The organism is Flavobacterium sediminilitoris (assembly GCF_023008245.1).
Classification (GTDB): domain Bacteria; phylum Bacteroidota; class Bacteroidia; order Flavobacteriales; family Flavobacteriaceae; genus Flavobacterium; species Flavobacterium sediminilitoris.
The window spans coordinates 535,363-550,726 of record NZ_CP090145.1 but is presented as its reverse complement, the minus strand read 5'-3'; the positions used below and the strand labels follow the sequence as shown (position 1 = coordinate 550,726).

The 15,364-nt window shown below is 29.7% G+C and carries 13 protein-coding genes and 3 tRNA genes; 8 read left to right on the top strand and 8 right to left on the bottom strand.

The annotated features are described in order from the left end of the window. Window positions 1–27 precede the first annotated feature (27 nt). The 4 genes from LXD69_RS02720 (at window position 28) to LXD69_RS02705 (ending at window position 4,332) form a co-directional block, all read left to right on the top strand. On the top strand, window positions 28–1,323 hold the full coding sequence (locus LXD69_RS02720; RefSeq protein ID WP_045972878.1) for an amidohydrolase family protein: 1,296 nt from the start codon (window positions 28–30) through the stop codon (window positions 1,321–1,323). Window positions 1,324–1,447: 124 nt separating this feature from the next. Further along, complete coding sequence (gene mutS, locus LXD69_RS02715) at window positions 1,448–4,018, top strand: DNA mismatch repair protein MutS (protein ID WP_045972994.1); 2,571 nt, start codon at window positions 1,448–1,450, stop codon at window positions 4,016–4,018. Window positions 4,019–4,152: 134 nt separating this feature from the next. Next, window positions 4,153–4,225 (top strand) — tRNA-Gly (locus LXD69_RS02710). A gap of 21 nt (window positions 4,226–4,246) precedes the next feature. Continuing rightward, window positions 4,247–4,332: transfer RNA gene (locus LXD69_RS02705), tRNA-Leu, on the top strand. 168 nt (window positions 4,333–4,500) lie between these two features. Here the strand turns inward: LXD69_RS02705 and LXD69_RS02700 are convergent. Then, window positions 4,501–4,674 carry a hypothetical protein gene (locus LXD69_RS02700; RefSeq protein ID WP_161794174.1) on the bottom strand — a complete coding sequence of 58 codons (174 nt, stop codon included), beginning with the start codon at window positions 4,672–4,674 and terminating at the stop codon, window positions 4,501–4,503. A gap of 335 nt (window positions 4,675–5,009) precedes the next feature. On the opposite strand from LXD69_RS02700, the gene LXD69_RS02695 reads away from it, so the two are divergent. Beyond that, window positions 5,010–5,095 (top strand) — tRNA-Leu (locus LXD69_RS02695). Window positions 5,096–5,328: 233 nt separating this feature from the next. Here LXD69_RS02695 and LXD69_RS02690 read toward each other — a convergent pair. Genes LXD69_RS02690 through LXD69_RS02680 form a run of 3 tightly spaced genes read right to left on the bottom strand, consistent with a single transcriptional unit; the run spans window position 5,329 to window position 7,582 of the window. After that, entirely contained in the window at window positions 5,329–6,294 is a 966-nt protein-coding gene (locus LXD69_RS02690; RefSeq protein WP_246917352.1) for an HTTM domain-containing protein, read from the bottom strand. 8 nt (window positions 6,295–6,302) lie between these two features. After that, window positions 6,303–6,878: a hypothetical protein gene (locus LXD69_RS02685; RefSeq protein WP_045972881.1), complete on the bottom strand. Its 576-nt coding sequence runs from the start codon at window positions 6,876–6,878 to the stop codon at window positions 6,303–6,305. 53 nt (window positions 6,879–6,931) lie between these two features. Then, a complete protein-coding gene (locus tag LXD69_RS02680) occupies window positions 6,932–7,582 on the bottom strand; it encodes a hypothetical protein (RefSeq protein WP_045972883.1) in 651 nt (216 codons plus the stop codon). A gap of 485 nt (window positions 7,583–8,067) precedes the next feature. Here LXD69_RS02680 and LXD69_RS02675 point away from each other — a divergent pair, with 485 nt between their 5' ends. Beyond that, the gene (locus LXD69_RS02675) at window positions 8,068–8,436 is read left to right on the top strand and encodes a hypothetical protein (RefSeq protein ID WP_045972885.1); all 369 of its coding nucleotides are present in this window, start codon (window positions 8,068–8,070) and stop codon (window positions 8,434–8,436) included. Between the two features lie 54 nt (window positions 8,437–8,490). On the opposite strand, the gene LXD69_RS02670 is transcribed toward LXD69_RS02675, so the two are convergent. The 4 genes from LXD69_RS02670 to LXD69_RS02655 form a co-directional block, all read right to left on the bottom strand. Continuing rightward, on the bottom strand, window positions 8,491–8,706 hold the full coding sequence (locus LXD69_RS02670) for a hypothetical protein (RefSeq protein WP_246917350.1): 216 nt from the start codon (window positions 8,704–8,706) through the stop codon (window positions 8,491–8,493). Between the two features lie 155 nt (window positions 8,707–8,861). Then, window positions 8,862–11,021: a S46 family peptidase gene (locus LXD69_RS02665; RefSeq protein ID WP_045972889.1), complete on the bottom strand. Its 2,160-nt coding sequence runs from the start codon at window positions 11,019–11,021 to the stop codon at window positions 8,862–8,864. A 208-nt stretch (window positions 11,022–11,229) separates the two neighbouring features. Beyond that, window positions 11,230–11,700: a GNAT family N-acetyltransferase gene (locus LXD69_RS02660; protein WP_246917348.1), complete on the bottom strand. Its 471-nt coding sequence runs from the start codon at window positions 11,698–11,700 to the stop codon at window positions 11,230–11,232. A gap of 12 nt (window positions 11,701–11,712) precedes the next feature. Further along, entirely contained in the window at window positions 11,713–12,954 is a 1,242-nt protein-coding gene (locus LXD69_RS02655) for a 3-deoxy-D-manno-octulosonic acid transferase (RefSeq protein WP_246918923.1), read from the bottom strand. Window positions 12,955–13,049: 95 nt separating this feature from the next. Here LXD69_RS02655 and LXD69_RS02650 point away from each other — a divergent pair, with 95 nt between their 5' ends. Continuing rightward, window positions 13,050–14,177, top strand: a complete 1,128-nt coding sequence (locus LXD69_RS02650; RefSeq protein WP_246917345.1) for a DegT/DnrJ/EryC1/StrS family aminotransferase — start codon at window positions 13,050–13,052, stop codon at window positions 14,175–14,177. A gap of 79 nt (window positions 14,178–14,256) precedes the next feature. Continuing rightward, window positions 14,257–15,270, top strand: coding sequence for a UDP-glucose 4-epimerase GalE (galE, locus tag LXD69_RS02645; protein WP_045972895.1), 1,014 nt, complete (start codon window positions 14,257–14,259; stop codon window positions 15,268–15,270). The last annotated feature ends 94 nt before the right edge of the window (window positions 15,271–15,364 follow it).

Below are 15,364 nucleotides of genomic sequence, written 5' to 3'. Positions count from 1 at the left end.
AGTATTAAAATCAATTAAATAAAATCAATGAGAAATTTTTTAAAACTTTCGTTAGTATTAATTTGTCAAATTGCATTTTCTCAAAAGGAAACAGCAGACTATGTTGTTAAAAATGTTTCTATTATACCTATGAATAAAGAAACTATAATTAAAAATCAAGATGTTTTCATTGTGAATGGTAAAATTATAAGCATTACAAAATCGGGAAGATCAAGAATAAAAGCTAAGGAAATTATTGATGGAGAAGATAAATATATAATGCCATCATTAGCTGATGCACACGTTCATTTGCCAGAAGAAGAGAAAGACTTAAAACGCTTTTTTGATTTAAACCTGATGAATGGTGTAACTAAATTGCGTTCTATGCGAGGAACTTGGGAACATAAAAAATGGAGAGACAAATACAATTCAAAAGAGATAATGGCACCAAAATTATACCTCTCATCTCCGCCTATAAGTAGAAATTATGATATAACGGAAGAGCAAATGATGGCCTATGTGAAAACAGCAAAAGGAGATGAATTTGACATTGTAAAAATGATGAGTATTAAAAATCAGGATCTTTTTATAAAATTTGATAGTATTTGTAAGTCTTACGATATGAAAATAGCAGGACATTTTATAAGTAATCCAAAAGGGATAGTGATTGAGGATGAAATTATTTTTAAATCAAGTTTTAATTCTATCGAACATTTAGGAGGTTTAGTAGGAGAGCCGAAGAAGCTTGAAAGTAGAGTTAAAGCATTAAAAGAGAACAATATTTATGTTTGTCCTACATTATTGTGGTATCAAATAGCATATGGTTTATTCAATTTAGATGATATTGTTAAAATTCCAGGTATGGAGTTTTATGATGAAAAGACAAAAGAAGAATGGGTAGAAAAAACGAAATTATATAGAGAAAAAACAGGAAAAGAAGCTATTGAAAAAGAATTAGCGTTCTATGGAAAAGAAATGGAAGAAAGGCTAATGGTATTGAAACAATTAGATGCAGTAGGGATTAAGCTCTTGTTAAGTCCAGATAGTAGCTCAAAATACACCATTCCAGGGTTTAGTGTTTTTACAGAAATGCAATTGTATAAAAAAGCAGGACTTTCTAATTATGCTATTTTGAAAGCAGCAACGGTGAATTTTGCCGATTATTTTAATGATGCTACTTATGGTATAATTGAAGAAGGAAAATCTGCCGATTTTATTTTGCTAAACGAAAATCCTTTGAAAAACTTAAATACATTGCAAAATATTGAAGGTGTTTTTTATAATTATCAATTTCTGAATAAGACAGATTTAGAAAGAATAAGGAAAGAACACGTGCTAAATTAAAATAACCATATTTTTTAGGCATTGCGATTGCGATTGAATTTCTTACCTTCGCAAACAGTACTAAAAAACAAATATTGTGGCTAAAAAAACATCTTCAACTAAAGAAAAGAAAGAAACTCCATTAATGAAGCAATACAATGGGATAAAGGTAAAATATCCTGATGCTTGTTTGTTATTTCGTGTAGGAGATTTTTATGAAACCTTTGGAGAGGATGCAGTTAGAGCAGCAGGAATTTTAGGAATAACCTTAACAAAAAGAGGAGCTGGCTCAGATAGTGAAACTGCTTTGGCAGGTTTTCCACATCATTCATTAAATACGTATTTGCCTAAATTAGTTAAAGCAGGTCTTCGAGTGGCTATTTGTGACCAATTAGAAGATCCAAAAATGACCAAAACTATTGTAAAAAGAGGCGTAACTGAATTAGTTACACCTGGAGTGTCGATGAATGATGAGGTGTTGCACTCTAAAACAAACAATTTTTTAGCATCGGTTCATTTTGGTAAAAAAAACTTAGGAGTTTCATTCTTAGATGTTTCAACAGGAGAGTTTTTAACAGCACAAGGAAACGAAGAATATATCGATAAATTATTGCAAAATTTCAATCCAAGTGAAATTCTAGTTCCAAAACAGAATAAAACACAATTTAGAGAAACATTTGGAGAAGATTTTCATACTTTCTTTTTAGAAGATTGGATTTATAAAGAAGATTATGCAATTGAAACCTTAACAAAACATTTTCAGACTAATTCGCTTAAAGGCTTTGGAATAGAAGAATTACAAGAAGGTGTTATTGCTTCTGGAGCTGTTTTGTACTATTTATCAGAAACTCAGCACAACAAAATACAACATATTACAAATATTCAACGTATTGCAGAAGATGCTTACGTTTGGATGGATCGTTTTACTATTCGAAATCTTGAGTTATATCATTCTACAAACGTTAATGCGGTTACTCTTTTAGATGTTATAGATAAAACACTTTCGCCAATGGGAGCACGTTTGTTAAAAAGATGGCTAGCATTACCATTGAAAGACGCAAGTAAGATTAAAAATCGTCATGAAGTAGTAGCTTATTTAAAAGATAATCCAGAAGTTTTACAAAAAATACAATACCAAATTAAGCAAATTTCAGATTTAGAACGCTTAATATCTAAGGTAGCAACAGGCAAAATATCACCTAGAGAAGTTACGTATTTAAATGATTCATTAAATGCAATTATTCCAATAAAAGAAATAGCATTGCAAAGTAAAAATGAAGCGTTAAAAGTAATAGGAGATAGTCTACATGCTTGTGAATTATTAAGAGAAAAAATTAAAAACACGATCCATAGTGATGCTCCAGTTCATGTAAACAAAGGGAATGCAATAGCGGTAGGAGTAAATGAAGAGTTAGATGAATTAAGAGCAATATCTTCAAAAGGAAAAGGATATTTAGAAGATTTAGAGAGAAGAGAAAGCGAGCGTACTGGAATTCCTTCTTTGAAAGTTTCGTTTAATAATGTATTCGGATATTATATTGAAGTTCGAAATACGCATAAAGACAAAGTACCAACAGAGTGGATTCGAAAACAAACATTAGTTAGTGCTGAACGCTATATAACAGAAGAATTAAAAGAATATGAAGCTAAAATTCTAGGGGCAGAAGATAAAATTCAGCAATTAGAAAATCAATTGTTTGAACAATTGGTAAATTGGATGAGTACATATATTAAACCTGTTCAACATAATGCTAGTTTAATAGCTCAATTAGATTGTTTAAATTCTTTTACACAATTAGCAATCGAAAATAATTATTCCCAACCTTTTTTAGATGATAGTTTTGATTTAGAAATAAAAGAAGGACGTCATCCAGTAATTGAAAAACAATTGCCAATAGGAGTGCCTTATATTTCAAATGATGTTTTCTTGGATAGAGAAACACAGCAAATTATTATGATTACAGGGCCAAATATGTCTGGAAAGTCTGCTATATTACGTCAAACAGCATTGATTGTGCTCTTGGCTCAAATGGGAAGTTTTGTGCCAGCAGAAAATGTTAGAATGGGTGTAGTGGATAAAATTTTTACTAGAGTAGGAGCTAGTGATAATATTTCAATGGGAGAATCTACGTTTATGGTAGAAATGAATGAAACAGCTTCTATTTTGAATAATATTTCCGAAAGAAGTTTAGTCTTATTAGATGAAATTGGTCGTGGAACATCTACTTATGATGGAATTTCTATAGCTTGGGCAATTTCAGAATATTTACATGAGCATCCTAATAAACCTAAAACTTTATTTGCAACACATTATCATGAATTAAATGAAATGGAAGTTTTGTTTGACCGAATTCAAAATTATAATGTGTCTGTGAAAGAATTGAAAGATACTGTTTTGTTTATTCGAAAATTAGTAAAAGGAGGAAGCGCACATAGTTTTGGTATTCATGTTGCAAAAATGGCAGGAATGCCGCAAACAGTAATTCAAAAAGCTCAGAAAATTTTAAAAAAATTAGAAAAAGACCATTCAGGAGCCGAATTAAGTGGAACAAAAATAGCAACTGAAGAAGAATTGCAATTAAGTTTTTTTAATTTAGATGATCCTCTTTTAGAAGAAATAAAAGAAGAAATTGTAAATATTGATATTAATACTTTAACTCCTGTTGAAGCCTTAATGAAGTTAAATGAAATAAAAAGAATGCTGGTTAAAAAATAATTTATTCGTAATCAAAACGTTGTGAAAAAGTTGTTCTTTTTATTTAAAAAACTCTTGTAGATATAAAAATATGTTTTATATTTGCACTCGCAATACAGAACAAGTGTTGTGAAGTTCTTTAAAAGACGCAAAACGCGAAAATAGCTCAGCTGGTAGAGCGCGACCTTGCCAAGGTCGAGGTCGCGGGTTCGAACCCCGTTTTTCGCTCTACTATCAATAAAAATATTTGCTCGAGTGGTGGAATTGGTAGACACGCTGGACTTAAAATCCAGTGGGTAGTAATGCCCGTGCGGGTTCAAGTCCCGCCTTGAGTACAAAAAGCTTCAAACTATGTTTGGAGCTTTTTTTGTTTCTAAAAGTTTTAAAGAAATATAATTGTAGAAATGATGCTGAAATAGAGTTTTTTTGAAAAGTAACGTGCTTAAATTCAACTTGTAAATAGATAAAAAAAATAGGCTACTTATTAAAGTAGCCTATTTTTTTTATCTATTTACGCAAATTATGTAATCAATTAGTTCTTGACAATTTGGGTCTTCTTCTGGGCATACAGGTGGTTCTGGAGGGCAGATTGCTTTGATTGGACCTCCTCCAACAATTGCTTTTTGGTTTTGTTTGCTTAATTCTGAAACATCTTTTAGTCTTAATAAGTTTTTCATGTTTTTAAAGTTTAATTTTTGCTTACTTTTTTAGGTTGTTGAGCTTTTACCTTGTTTGATTCAAAAATATTGTTTTTTCTTGTTAAAAAATAGTTTATTTTCATAAATAAAAGTTAAAAAATAAAATAAAATAAAATAAAATAAAATAAAATAAAATAAAATAAAAATACTGACTGGATATTTTATAAGTTGTTATTTATAGAAAAAAATAAGTTTCTGTAAAGAAAGGTTGGAGGAGAAAGAAATAAGTTTTATATTTGCGCTCGCAATAAGGTAATAATCTTGTTTCAAGTTCTTAAAAAAGAAATATATTTTAAATAATACCAATAATATTTGCTCGAGTGGTGGAATTGGTAGACACGCTGGACTTAAAATCCAGTGGGTAGTAATGCCCGTGCGGGTTCAAGTCCCGCCTTGAGTACAAAAAGCTTCAAACTATGTTTGGAGCTTTTTTTGTTTCTGTTAGTTTTCAAAAGTAGAGGTGTCGGCTTCTCTCCAGAGTTACTTTGATTTGGTGCTTTAGGATAATATTTTCAAGTCGTTTTTGTTTAGTGTAATGTGTTTTACTTATTTACAGAAAGCAAATTTGAATATTTGATAAATGTACAGATCATAAAAGTCTGAAAGTAAAATGGTTTTTAATTGATGTTAAAATCAAGTTAGTGTCAATGTGTTCTTTTTATTACGTTGCAAAAAATTAAAAATGGAATGTTTGCTGGTAACTGTAGCTGGGTTTTCAAAATAGAAGTTTGTTAGATTCCACACAATCATAATGGCTGAAAAATAGTATAGATTTAGTACTAAAGCAATTCCGATATGCATTGAAATAGTTAAAGTGACCCATAATCTTCTTGTCTTTGGAATCCATACAAACAAAGGATAGAACATTTCTATTATTATAGTAGACCAACCTATGATAACAAGAATATAAGAGTGGTCAGCCATCCATGAAAAGTCAAAATTAAAATCTCTATTGGCATAAGGTAAATGAATGGCTTTCCAGATAGATTCACCATTCCACCAGTTAAATCCTAGTAGCTTGTCAAAACCTGAGAAAAAATAAGCAATACTAATGTGTATTTGAAAAAGACGCTTTACAGGCATATAATTATATTCTTTCTTTTTATTGGGTCTAAAAAAATGACGAATGGAAAAATAAGCATCGGAAGGAAATAAAATTAAGTAAAATAGAGACATACTGGTAAAAAAGTCAGCGCCATAAATAAAAAAGGTACTTCCTTTCATTAATAAAATTTGAATAAAGAGAAGGATAAAAGCGCTAATTCTTGAAAAGAAACCGATAATGATGCATACAGATAATAAGATATATGCAGTTTTGGTGATTATAATTGTGGTTGCTTCTGAGATTCCTATGCTTTCTATTTGTTTTACTAGTATAGGGAAAGTTAATTGCCAATCTTGATTAAAAGTGGCCATGATATCTGAAGGAATTATGCTTTTGCTAGAAAAGAATAGATCGAAATCATTAAATATTGATATGAAGTGCAATAATATAACTATTCCAGCGGCAATTCTGAAAAAGGATAAGAATTCGGTGTTATTCGAAGAATCGAAGAAAAAGCCTTCAATTTTGTTGTAAAATTTTGATAGTTTTTTCATTTGTATATTTATTTGTATTCGCCAATAAGGATAAGTCTTTCTGATTTTTCTCCTTCTTTATAACTTTTTAAATCAGGATAATGATATAGATATAGTCTAGCTATGATTTTGTTGGTATTTGGATTTTCTTTTTTTACAGAAACAGCAATTTGTTTGATGATGATGTCTAAGTATTGTTGGTATTTAGTGTCTTTCATTGTGCCGCCTTCAGTAGAAATCTTATCTAGAAACATATTATATACGGAAGTATATCTAGTGATACTTTCTTTGTTTTTAAACGTAGGCATAATTCTATTTTCAATTGTATTGCCTTCTTTGTCTGTTAATTCAAATAATAAAACAAAGTCACTGGCTACATTTGGAGCAAAGAAACTATATCCTGTATCGAAACCGGTATAAGATAGAAACATGCTCACAGGTTTTAGCTTAATTATTTCTTCTGAAAGAGTAAATGCTAGTGGTTTTTTATATTCTTTCTCAGAATAATAAAATCCATAGTAACCATCAAATGTGCCTTTTAATCCTACTGTGAAAACTAATAGAATAACTGTAAAAATACCAGCTAATTGTGCTTTTCTTTTCATGATGTAGTGTTTTAAAGTATAAGACTGGTTTGCACCAGTCTTATGTGGTGTTTTTAACGGTATTGTTTGATTATGCCATTTAAACGAGTTTGTAAATCTCTATCAGGCGTCACGGTATTTACTCTAAATAAGATTCTTGAAAATTTGTTAATTCCCATAAAGTCTCCACAAATGTTAGCATCACTAAGACCATAAATAGAAAGACTTGATAAGGTAGAAATATCTTTGTCGCTCATTTTAGTAGCTCTAGTTGCAATTCGATTGTTTGTAATTGATACATTTCCATTGATTAATGTGGGTTTGTATTTGTCTAGAATAAGATCTAATTGGTCTTTTAGATTACCAAATTGAGCCCAATTAAGTTCTGCTTTTTCGAAACAGCCTTTATGGATAAAATTGATTTTTTGAATTCTGGATATTCTATCTAGTTTTTGAATTCGTTGAAGGAACTGAATTCGTTGCGTATGCACAATATAGGATAGAAACGCTGCTCCTTGAATGCGATCGGCATATTCTTTGTTTAAAGACAGTAATTTGTCAATATCTCCCGAAGAGATTTCTTTTGTGTTTTGGATGAGGAAGTTTCCATCAACCAAATAATTTCCTGTTTCATTGTACAACAATGATTTTTTAGGTTTGCATTGCGACAGTATAAGTACTCCCAATGCAAGACTTACGATTAAGCTGATTGTTTTAATTTTCATTTTTTAAAGTTTTTAGATTGCCTACTCTATTGTTGACTTTTCGGCTTACGTCTTAATTATGTAAAGATAATTATGTAAATAATTGATTAAAAGAGGCTTGTGCCTGTAAATTATAGCGGATATTTCCCCTTTTTTAGTGTAAGGGACAAATAGTTAATTAGATAATTTGTTTTTTTGCGCTACAGAAATCTTATGTTTTGCTGTAAATAAGTATAATAGTTTAGGTTGAAAGACTATGAGCTTGTCATAGGAATATTTGTATGGGTAAGTAGAATGTTGTAATTTCTATCTGATTTCGATTTTTTTAATGACAGGCTTTACATATAAGTATATACTAATGTTGTGGAGAGGGAATAAAATGAAAAGTTACTTAATTGTATTTATTAATTTACTCATGGGGTTTTCTTGATAACTTCTTTTAAAAGTTGTTTTGTACTTGGATACAAAATGGTATTTTGCGGCACTGCAATTAACTAAATAACTTTATGGCCACTTTTGTGATAAGTAAAAGATTAAATGATACTTATAAATATGAATTGACTTCAAGAAAAGGAAAAACTATTTTTACTAGTAATAGTTTTGAATTGCGATTTGAATGTGAAGAAGAGATAGTAAGACTACAAGAAAATTTAGATAAGTTAGTCTATATGAAATTTCGTTCTGGAAACGGAAAATTTTTCTTCAGGATTATTCTAGATGAGAAGCAAATTGCTATTAGTAGAAAATACACAACTCAATTATTATTGCAAAAAGGAATAGATGAAATTGTGAAATATGGGCACTTAGCTGAAATTTTAGATTTTTCATCAGGAGAGGATATTTTTCCAGATATTTTTGAAGAAATGGAGCAATAAAAAAGCCCCAACTTAGTTGGAGCTTTAGTTTTTTCTGTTAGCTATAGCTAGAAATTATTTTTTAACTTCTTCAACTACTTCAGTAGCAGTTTCTTCAACTGTAGCAGCAGTAGAATCAGCAGCAACTTCAACAGTTTCAACTACTTCTTCAACAGCAGGCTCAACAGCTTCAACTGTTTCTTCTGTTGTAGCTTCTACATTCTCAGCAGTTTCTTTACAAGAAACGAACATCATAGCAACTAATGCTAAACTTAAAACAACTTTTTTCATCTTACTAAATTATAAAAAGGTTAATTATTAATTCGAAGCAAAGATATAAAATTTTTGACTTGTCAAAATTTTTTTTGACTTTTTTTTTATTTTTTTTTCAGTAAGGTTTTTGGGTCATTTTCAAGGGGTTAGATGACGAATCTAGAAAGAGAAAATTATTTTCTCTTTCTAGATTTTTTATTTCCTTTTTTAGGGTGAACTAATTTCATTTCATCAATGAGATTTTTTGCATTTGCATACTTATCAATAATAAATAATACATAGCGAATATCAACCATTATGTTTCTACAAATTTCTGGATCATAATGAATATCGCTCATTGTTCCTTCCCATACTCTGTCAAAATTTAAACCAATCAAATTTCCATTAGCATCTATCGCTGGACTACCAGAATTTCCTCCTGTTGTATGATTTGTTCCTATAAAACAAACAGGCATTTTTCCGTTGTCGGCATATTGACCATAATCTTTGGCTTTATAAAGTTCAATTAATTTAGTAGGAACATCAAATTCATAATCATTAGGAATATATTTTTCCATTATTCCTTCTAAATGTGTTACAGGCTGATAATAAACAGCGTCATTTGGGCTATATCCTTTTACTTTACCATACGTTACTCTTAAAGTACTATTTGCATCAGGGAAATAGCGAGCATCAGGGAAAAGTTCTAATTGCGCTTTCATGTAATCTCTTTGTAAAGCTGCTATTTTAGTGTTTAATTCATCATATTTAGGAGCTACATTAGCATAGAAATTATCAGCAATAGTTTTTACTAATTCATAACCACTATCTTTATTAAGGCTTTTAATCACAGATTTAGCATCGCCTTTTAATAAATCTTTTATTCCATTATATGATGTTAGTTTTGATTTTTTGTAAATATCAGCACTAAGTTTACTATAATTTTCTTTTTTTAGTAATGCAGGAGTAAATGGAGATTTATTTGAATATAATGTAATTAATTGTTCAAAAACTTTTTCGTCAACATCTGGATTGAAATTTTTATAGGCTTCTTCAAAACCAGCAATTAAATTCTCTTTTCTATCATTAAAAGCTTGCTCTCCTTTTGAATTATAAACTTGTTCTAATTGATATAATTTAAAACCAAAACTCAGTAATTCAGTATTTCTCAGTACAACTTCTGAAAAATAATCTTTAGCTAATGTGTATTGAGCAATTTCATCATAATTCTTTTGAAAATCACTTAAAAGATTTCCATATTCTGCTGTTTTATTGTTTTTTTCAACACGTTTTTGGAATTCTTTTTCAAAATCTCTTTTTATTTGAACAGCATTTGATTTTTCTAAACCTTGCTTCTCTCCAATCCATTTTTTCCAATAGTTCGCAACACTAGCATATTTTGAAGCATATTGAATTTTGATAGCTTTATCTTTTCTCATAAAACCATCTTGTACTTTTAAGGCAGCATCTCTAATTTCAATTTTTGCAGGATTTATTGAGTTTACAAGTTGTTCAACAGCAATAGCTGGTAAATATTCTTGTGTTCTTCCTGGGAAACCAAATACTAAAGTAAAGTCGTCTTCGCTAACACCATCTAACGAAATAGGTAAAAAATGTTTAGGCGTGTAAGGTACATTATCTTTAGAATATTCAGATGGTTTGTTGTCTTTGTTAGCATAAATTCTAAAAAGAGAAAAATCACCAGTATGTCTTGGCCAAATCCAGTTGTCTGTGTCAGAACCAAATTTTCCAATAGAACTTGGAGGAGTTCCTACAAGTCTAATGTCTTTAAATGTTTCAGTTACAAATAGAATATATTGATTTCCTTCATAAAAGGTTCTAATTTTGTTTTCTTGCCAAGCTTCTTTAGTGAAACTTTTTTGTAGATTGTTGATGTTTTCGTAAATCTTATTTTGCTTTTCAGCTTCAGAAGTTAATGTAGAAGTTCCTTCTAAAATTGTTTCAGTTACATCATGAATACTTACAATTAAAGTAGCAACCATTCCTGGATTAGGTAATTCTTCAGTTAAATCTTTTGCCCAAAAACCATCTTGTAAATAATCACTTTCCACAGTTGAATGACTTTGGATAGCACCATAACCACAATGATGATTAGTTAATAACAATCCTTTTTGAGATATTATTTCTGAAGTACAACCTCCATTGAAATGTACAATTGCATCTTTCAAGCTCGATTTATTTACATTGTAAATATCTTCAGCTTTCATTTTCATGCCAAGGTTTTTCATTTCACTTTCATTCATTCCTTTAAGTAATGAAGGAATCCACATTCCGCCCTGTTGAGCAAAAAGAGGGGTAATAAGAAATAATAATAATAATTTAAAAAATTTCATAGTTCATAAAGTTTATTGAGGCTGCAATTTAATGAATTTTTTAGTTTTAATTTAAAGAATGATGACTTTCATTTTTCTAGAAAGAGGAACTGCATTCTTAATGGTTTTTGATACATTGAGAAGTTGAATATGAATTTATAAAATCTGAGTCTTTTATAAAAGACTCAGATTTTATAAAAAAAGAGATTATTTGTAGAAATAAAATTACTTAAAGTTTATATTTAAGTAATTTACGATTATGAGCCTCAAACTGATTTGCCAGATATAATTTCTGAGCATTTTCATTATGATGTTCTACTTCTAAATAAATAAGTTTAAGATTTAATTGTTTTGCTTGTTCTTTAATGAAAGTAACAGCTTCTTTACCAATTCCTTTTCCACGTGCTTCTTCTTTAATGTATAATTCGTCTAAAAAAGCAATTCTTCCTTTGTATTCAAAACTAAAAATGAAAGATAAAATGACATAACCTACAATAGTATCGTCTAAATAAATTAACCAAGATTTTCCAAGACTTTCATTAGTGGTAAATTCGATAAATAATTTTTTAGAAGTTTCAACATCAATAGGATAATTGTCAATAGCATAAAAATCTTTCATCATTGAAGTGATTATTTCAATTTGATTAATTTGTTCGCTACTGTTTGAGCTTGGGTTTTGAAGAGGATGAAAAGTAATCAATTTATTTAGGTTTTATGAAATGTGATTTAGAATAATAGTAGTTGCTCCTTTATTCATCTGAACAAAAGTATTGCAAATATGGCCTTTTTCATAACGCTCATCTTTATTTTGAAGTAGTAGATCGAAAGCATTTTTCAATTCTATATAATTTGAAATAGAAATACAGCCCTGAATGTTCACTAAAGCAGTAGCTTCTGCAAAATGAGAATAATTGGGTCCAATAACAATTGGCATTCCAAAAGTAGCAGGTTCAAGGATATTATGAACACCAGGATTTCCAAATCCACCACCTACGTAAGCAATATCTCCATAACTATAAATTTTGGTTAAAATACCAATAGTGTCAATAATGAAAACTTGATAATCATTTAATGAATTATGTTGATTATTAGTGTCTTTTTCCGAAAAAAGAATAGTGGATTTTATTATTTGAGACCTCAATGAAGCAATTTGTTCTGTTTTAATATTATGCGGTGCAATGATAAATTTGACAGTATCATTAGCTTGATTGATAAAATCTACGAGTAAATTTTCATCTTTTGGCCATGAACTACCAATTACTATTGTAGTTTTATTGTTTTTAAATTGCTCAATAAAATCTAACGTATTGTCTCTTTCTAAGATAGAAACTACTCTGTCAAAACGGGTGTCTCCAGAAATTTTTACATTAGAAAAACCGATTTTTTGTACTAGCAATTTTGATTTTTCGTTTTGAACAAAAAAATAGTCAAATGCTTTTAAAGCATCTCTGTAAAAACCACCATACCATTTAAAGAAAGCTTGTTTTTCTCTAAAAATACCCGAAATTAAATAGGTTTTAACTTGTTGTTGTTTTAATTCGTTTAAATAATTAGGCCAAAATTCATATTTAATAAAAAATACCATTTCAGGTTTTGCAAGTTTTATGAACTTTTTAGCATTTGCTTTAGTATCTAATGGTAAATATAATGTTACATCAGCAATAGGATTGTTTTTTCTTACTTCATAACCGGAAGGTGAAAAAAAAGTGATAATAATTTTATGATTTGGAAACTGATCTTTAACTTTTTCAATCACAGGTAGCCCTTGTTCATATTCACCAAGTGAAGCTGCATGAAACCATATCGTTTTATCTGTTGCACCTATTTTGCTCGATAGAATGTCAAAAACATTTTTTCTACCATTTATAAAGAGCTTAATTTTTGGACTAAAAAGAGCAACTAATTTTAGCAATTGTGAAGCCAAAATAACGATTAAATTATATAAAAAAAGCATCATTAATTATTTTGTTGGGCTAAAATACGTTTCTTTTTGCTTATCTTAAAAAGTACAGCATAATTTCTTACTTTTGCGTAACCAAATTTATTCAGATGAAAAAATTACAAATGGTTGACTTAAAGAGTCAATATGAAAAAATTAAAGAAGAAGTTAACGCTTCAATACAAGAAGTTTTAGACACAAATACATACATAAATGGACCTTTAGTTCATCAATTTCAAGCAGATTTAGAAAAATATTTAGGAGTTAAGCATGTTATACCATGTGCAAATGGTACTGACGCTCTGCAAATTGCTATGATGGGATTAGGATTGCAACCAGGAGATGAGGTTATTACTGCCGATTTTACTTTTGCTGCAACAGTTGAAGTTATTGCTTTATTGCAATTAACACCTGTTTTAGTTGATGTTGATATTGCTACTATGAATATTTCATTAGAAGCTATTAAAAAAGCAATTACACCAAAAACAAAAGCAATTGTTCCTGTTCATTTATTTGGACGTGCAGCAAATATGGATGCTATTATGGAAATTGCAAATGAGCATAATTTATTTGTAATAGAAGATAACGCACAAGCTATTGGAGCAGATTATATAAGTAAAGATGGTTCTAAGAAAAAAGTAGGAACAATAGGACATGTGGCATCTACTTCATTCTTCCCATCTAAAAACTTAGGTTGTTATGGAGATGGTGGTGCTATTTTTACAAATGATGATGCATTAGCACATACTTTAAGAGGAATAGTAAATCATGGAATGTATGAGCGCTATCATCATGATGTTGTGGGTGTTAATTCTCGTTTAGATAGTATTCAAGCAGGTGTTTTGAAGGCTAAATTATCACACTTGGATCATTATAATAAAGCAAGAAAAGAAGCCGCTAACAAATATAATAATGCCTTTGCGAGTAATTCTAATATAATTACTCCAAGTTTTGATATTACAGCAGACGATCATGTTTTTCATCAATATGTAATTAGAATTACAAACGGAAAGAGAGACGGATTATTAGCTCATTTGCAAAGTAAAGAAATACCATGTGCAATTTATTATCCAATACCATTGCACAGTCAAAAAGCATACAAAGATGATCGTTATAATGAATCTGATTTTCCTGTAACAAATCAATTGGTAAATGAAGTAATTGCATTGCCAATGCATACAGAATTGGACGATGAACAAATTAAATTTATAACAGATTCAGTCTTAGAATTTGTATAACATAGAGAATTGAAAAAAGAATATAGATTTAATCTTTAAATCTATATTCTTTTCTCTTTTTTTCTTTTTTCTTAAAAAAATGAAAATACTAGTAACAGGAGGATTAGGTTTTATAGGATCTCACACAGTTGTAGAATTGCAAAATGAAGGTTTTGAAGTTCTTGTTGTTGATAATTTATCAAATTCATCAGAAAAAGTTTTAGATGGAATTTTTAACATTACAGGAAAGAAACCTGCTTTTGAAAAAATAGATTTACGAGATAAATCATCTGTTCAAAAGTTATTTCAAACGCATCAAAATATTTCAGGAGTTATTCATTTTGCAGCATCAAAAGCAGTTGGAGAAAGTGTAGAGAACCCTTTATTATATTATGAAAATAATATTAATACACTAGTTTATTTATTACAAGAGTTGAAAGAATTACCAAATGCTAATTTTATTTTCAGTTCTTCTTGTACAGTTTATGGGCAAGCCGAAAAAATGCCAATTACTGAAAATGCATCCGTTCAACCTGCAATTTCACCTTATGGAAATACAAAACAAATTGGGGAAGAAATCATTTCTGATGTAGCTAAAGTAACAAAGTTGAATGCAATTTTATTACGTTATTTTAATCCAATTGGAGCTCATCCATCGACTGAAATAGGGGAATTACCATTAGGTATTCCTCAAAATTTAATTCCATATATTACACAAACAGCAATAGGATTAAGAGAACAATTGTCAATTTATGGTAATGATTATCAAACGCCAGACGGAACAGCAATTCGCGATTATATTCATGTAGTAGATTTGGCAAAAGCGCATGTTATTGCTTTACAGCGATTGTTAAATAATCGAAATGTAGAAAAAGTTGAGGTTTTTAATCTTGGAACAGGAACAGGAAGCTCTGTTTTAGAAGTTGTAAACGCTTTTGAAAAAGTTTCAGGTCAAAAGTTAAATTATAAAATAGTAGGTAGAAGGGAAGGAGATGTTGTAGAAGCGTATGCTAACACAGACTATGCTAATACAGTTTTAGGTTGGAAAGCACAATCTACACTCGAAGAAGCCTTAGATAGTGCATGGAAATGGGAACAGAAAATTAGAAGCTAACGAATAAGTATTTCATAACTTATTTTTAACGTTCCATTAATAACATATTAGAAAAAAAGAAAGTGTTTTGTTGTACAAACAAATACACTTTAAA

Excerpts from the sequence above, each read along its gene's own strand:
- LXD69_RS02720 (WP_045972878.1), top strand. The coding sequence starts at position 28 with ATGAGAAATTTTTTAAAACTTTCGTTAGTATTAATTTGTCAAATTGCA.
- mutS (WP_045972994.1), top strand. The coding sequence starts at position 1,448 with ATGAAGCAATACAATGGGATAAAGGTAAAATATCCTGATGCTTGTTTG.
- LXD69_RS02700 (WP_161794174.1), bottom strand. The coding sequence starts at position 4,674 with ATGAAAAACTTATTAAGACTAAAAGATGTTTCAGAATTAAGCAAACAA.
- LXD69_RS02690 (WP_246917352.1), bottom strand. The coding sequence starts at position 6,294 with ATGAAAAAACTATCAAAATTTTACAACAAAATTGAAGGCTTTTTCTTC.
- LXD69_RS02685 (WP_045972881.1), bottom strand. The coding sequence starts at position 6,878 with ATGAAAAGAAAAGCACAATTAGCTGGTATTTTTACAGTTATTCTATTA.
- LXD69_RS02680 (WP_045972883.1), bottom strand. The coding sequence starts at position 7,582 with ATGAAAATTAAAACAATCAGCTTAATCGTAAGTCTTGCATTGGGAGTA.
- LXD69_RS02675 (WP_045972885.1), top strand. The coding sequence starts at position 8,068 with ATGGCCACTTTTGTGATAAGTAAAAGATTAAATGATACTTATAAATAT.
- LXD69_RS02670 (WP_246917350.1), bottom strand. The coding sequence starts at position 8,706 with ATGAAAAAAGTTGTTTTAAGTTTAGCATTAGTTGCTATGATGTTCGTT.
- LXD69_RS02665 (WP_045972889.1), bottom strand. The coding sequence starts at position 11,021 with ATGAAATTTTTTAAATTATTATTATTATTTCTTATTACCCCTCTTTTT.
- LXD69_RS02655 (WP_246918923.1), bottom strand. The coding sequence starts at position 12,954 with ATGCTTTTTTTATATAATTTAATCGTTATTTTGGCTTCACAATTGCTA.
- LXD69_RS02650 (WP_246917345.1), top strand. The coding sequence starts at position 13,050 with ATGAAAAAATTACAAATGGTTGACTTAAAGAGTCAATATGAAAAAATT.
- galE (WP_045972895.1), top strand. The coding sequence starts at position 14,257 with ATGAAAATACTAGTAACAGGAGGATTAGGTTTTATAGGATCTCACACA.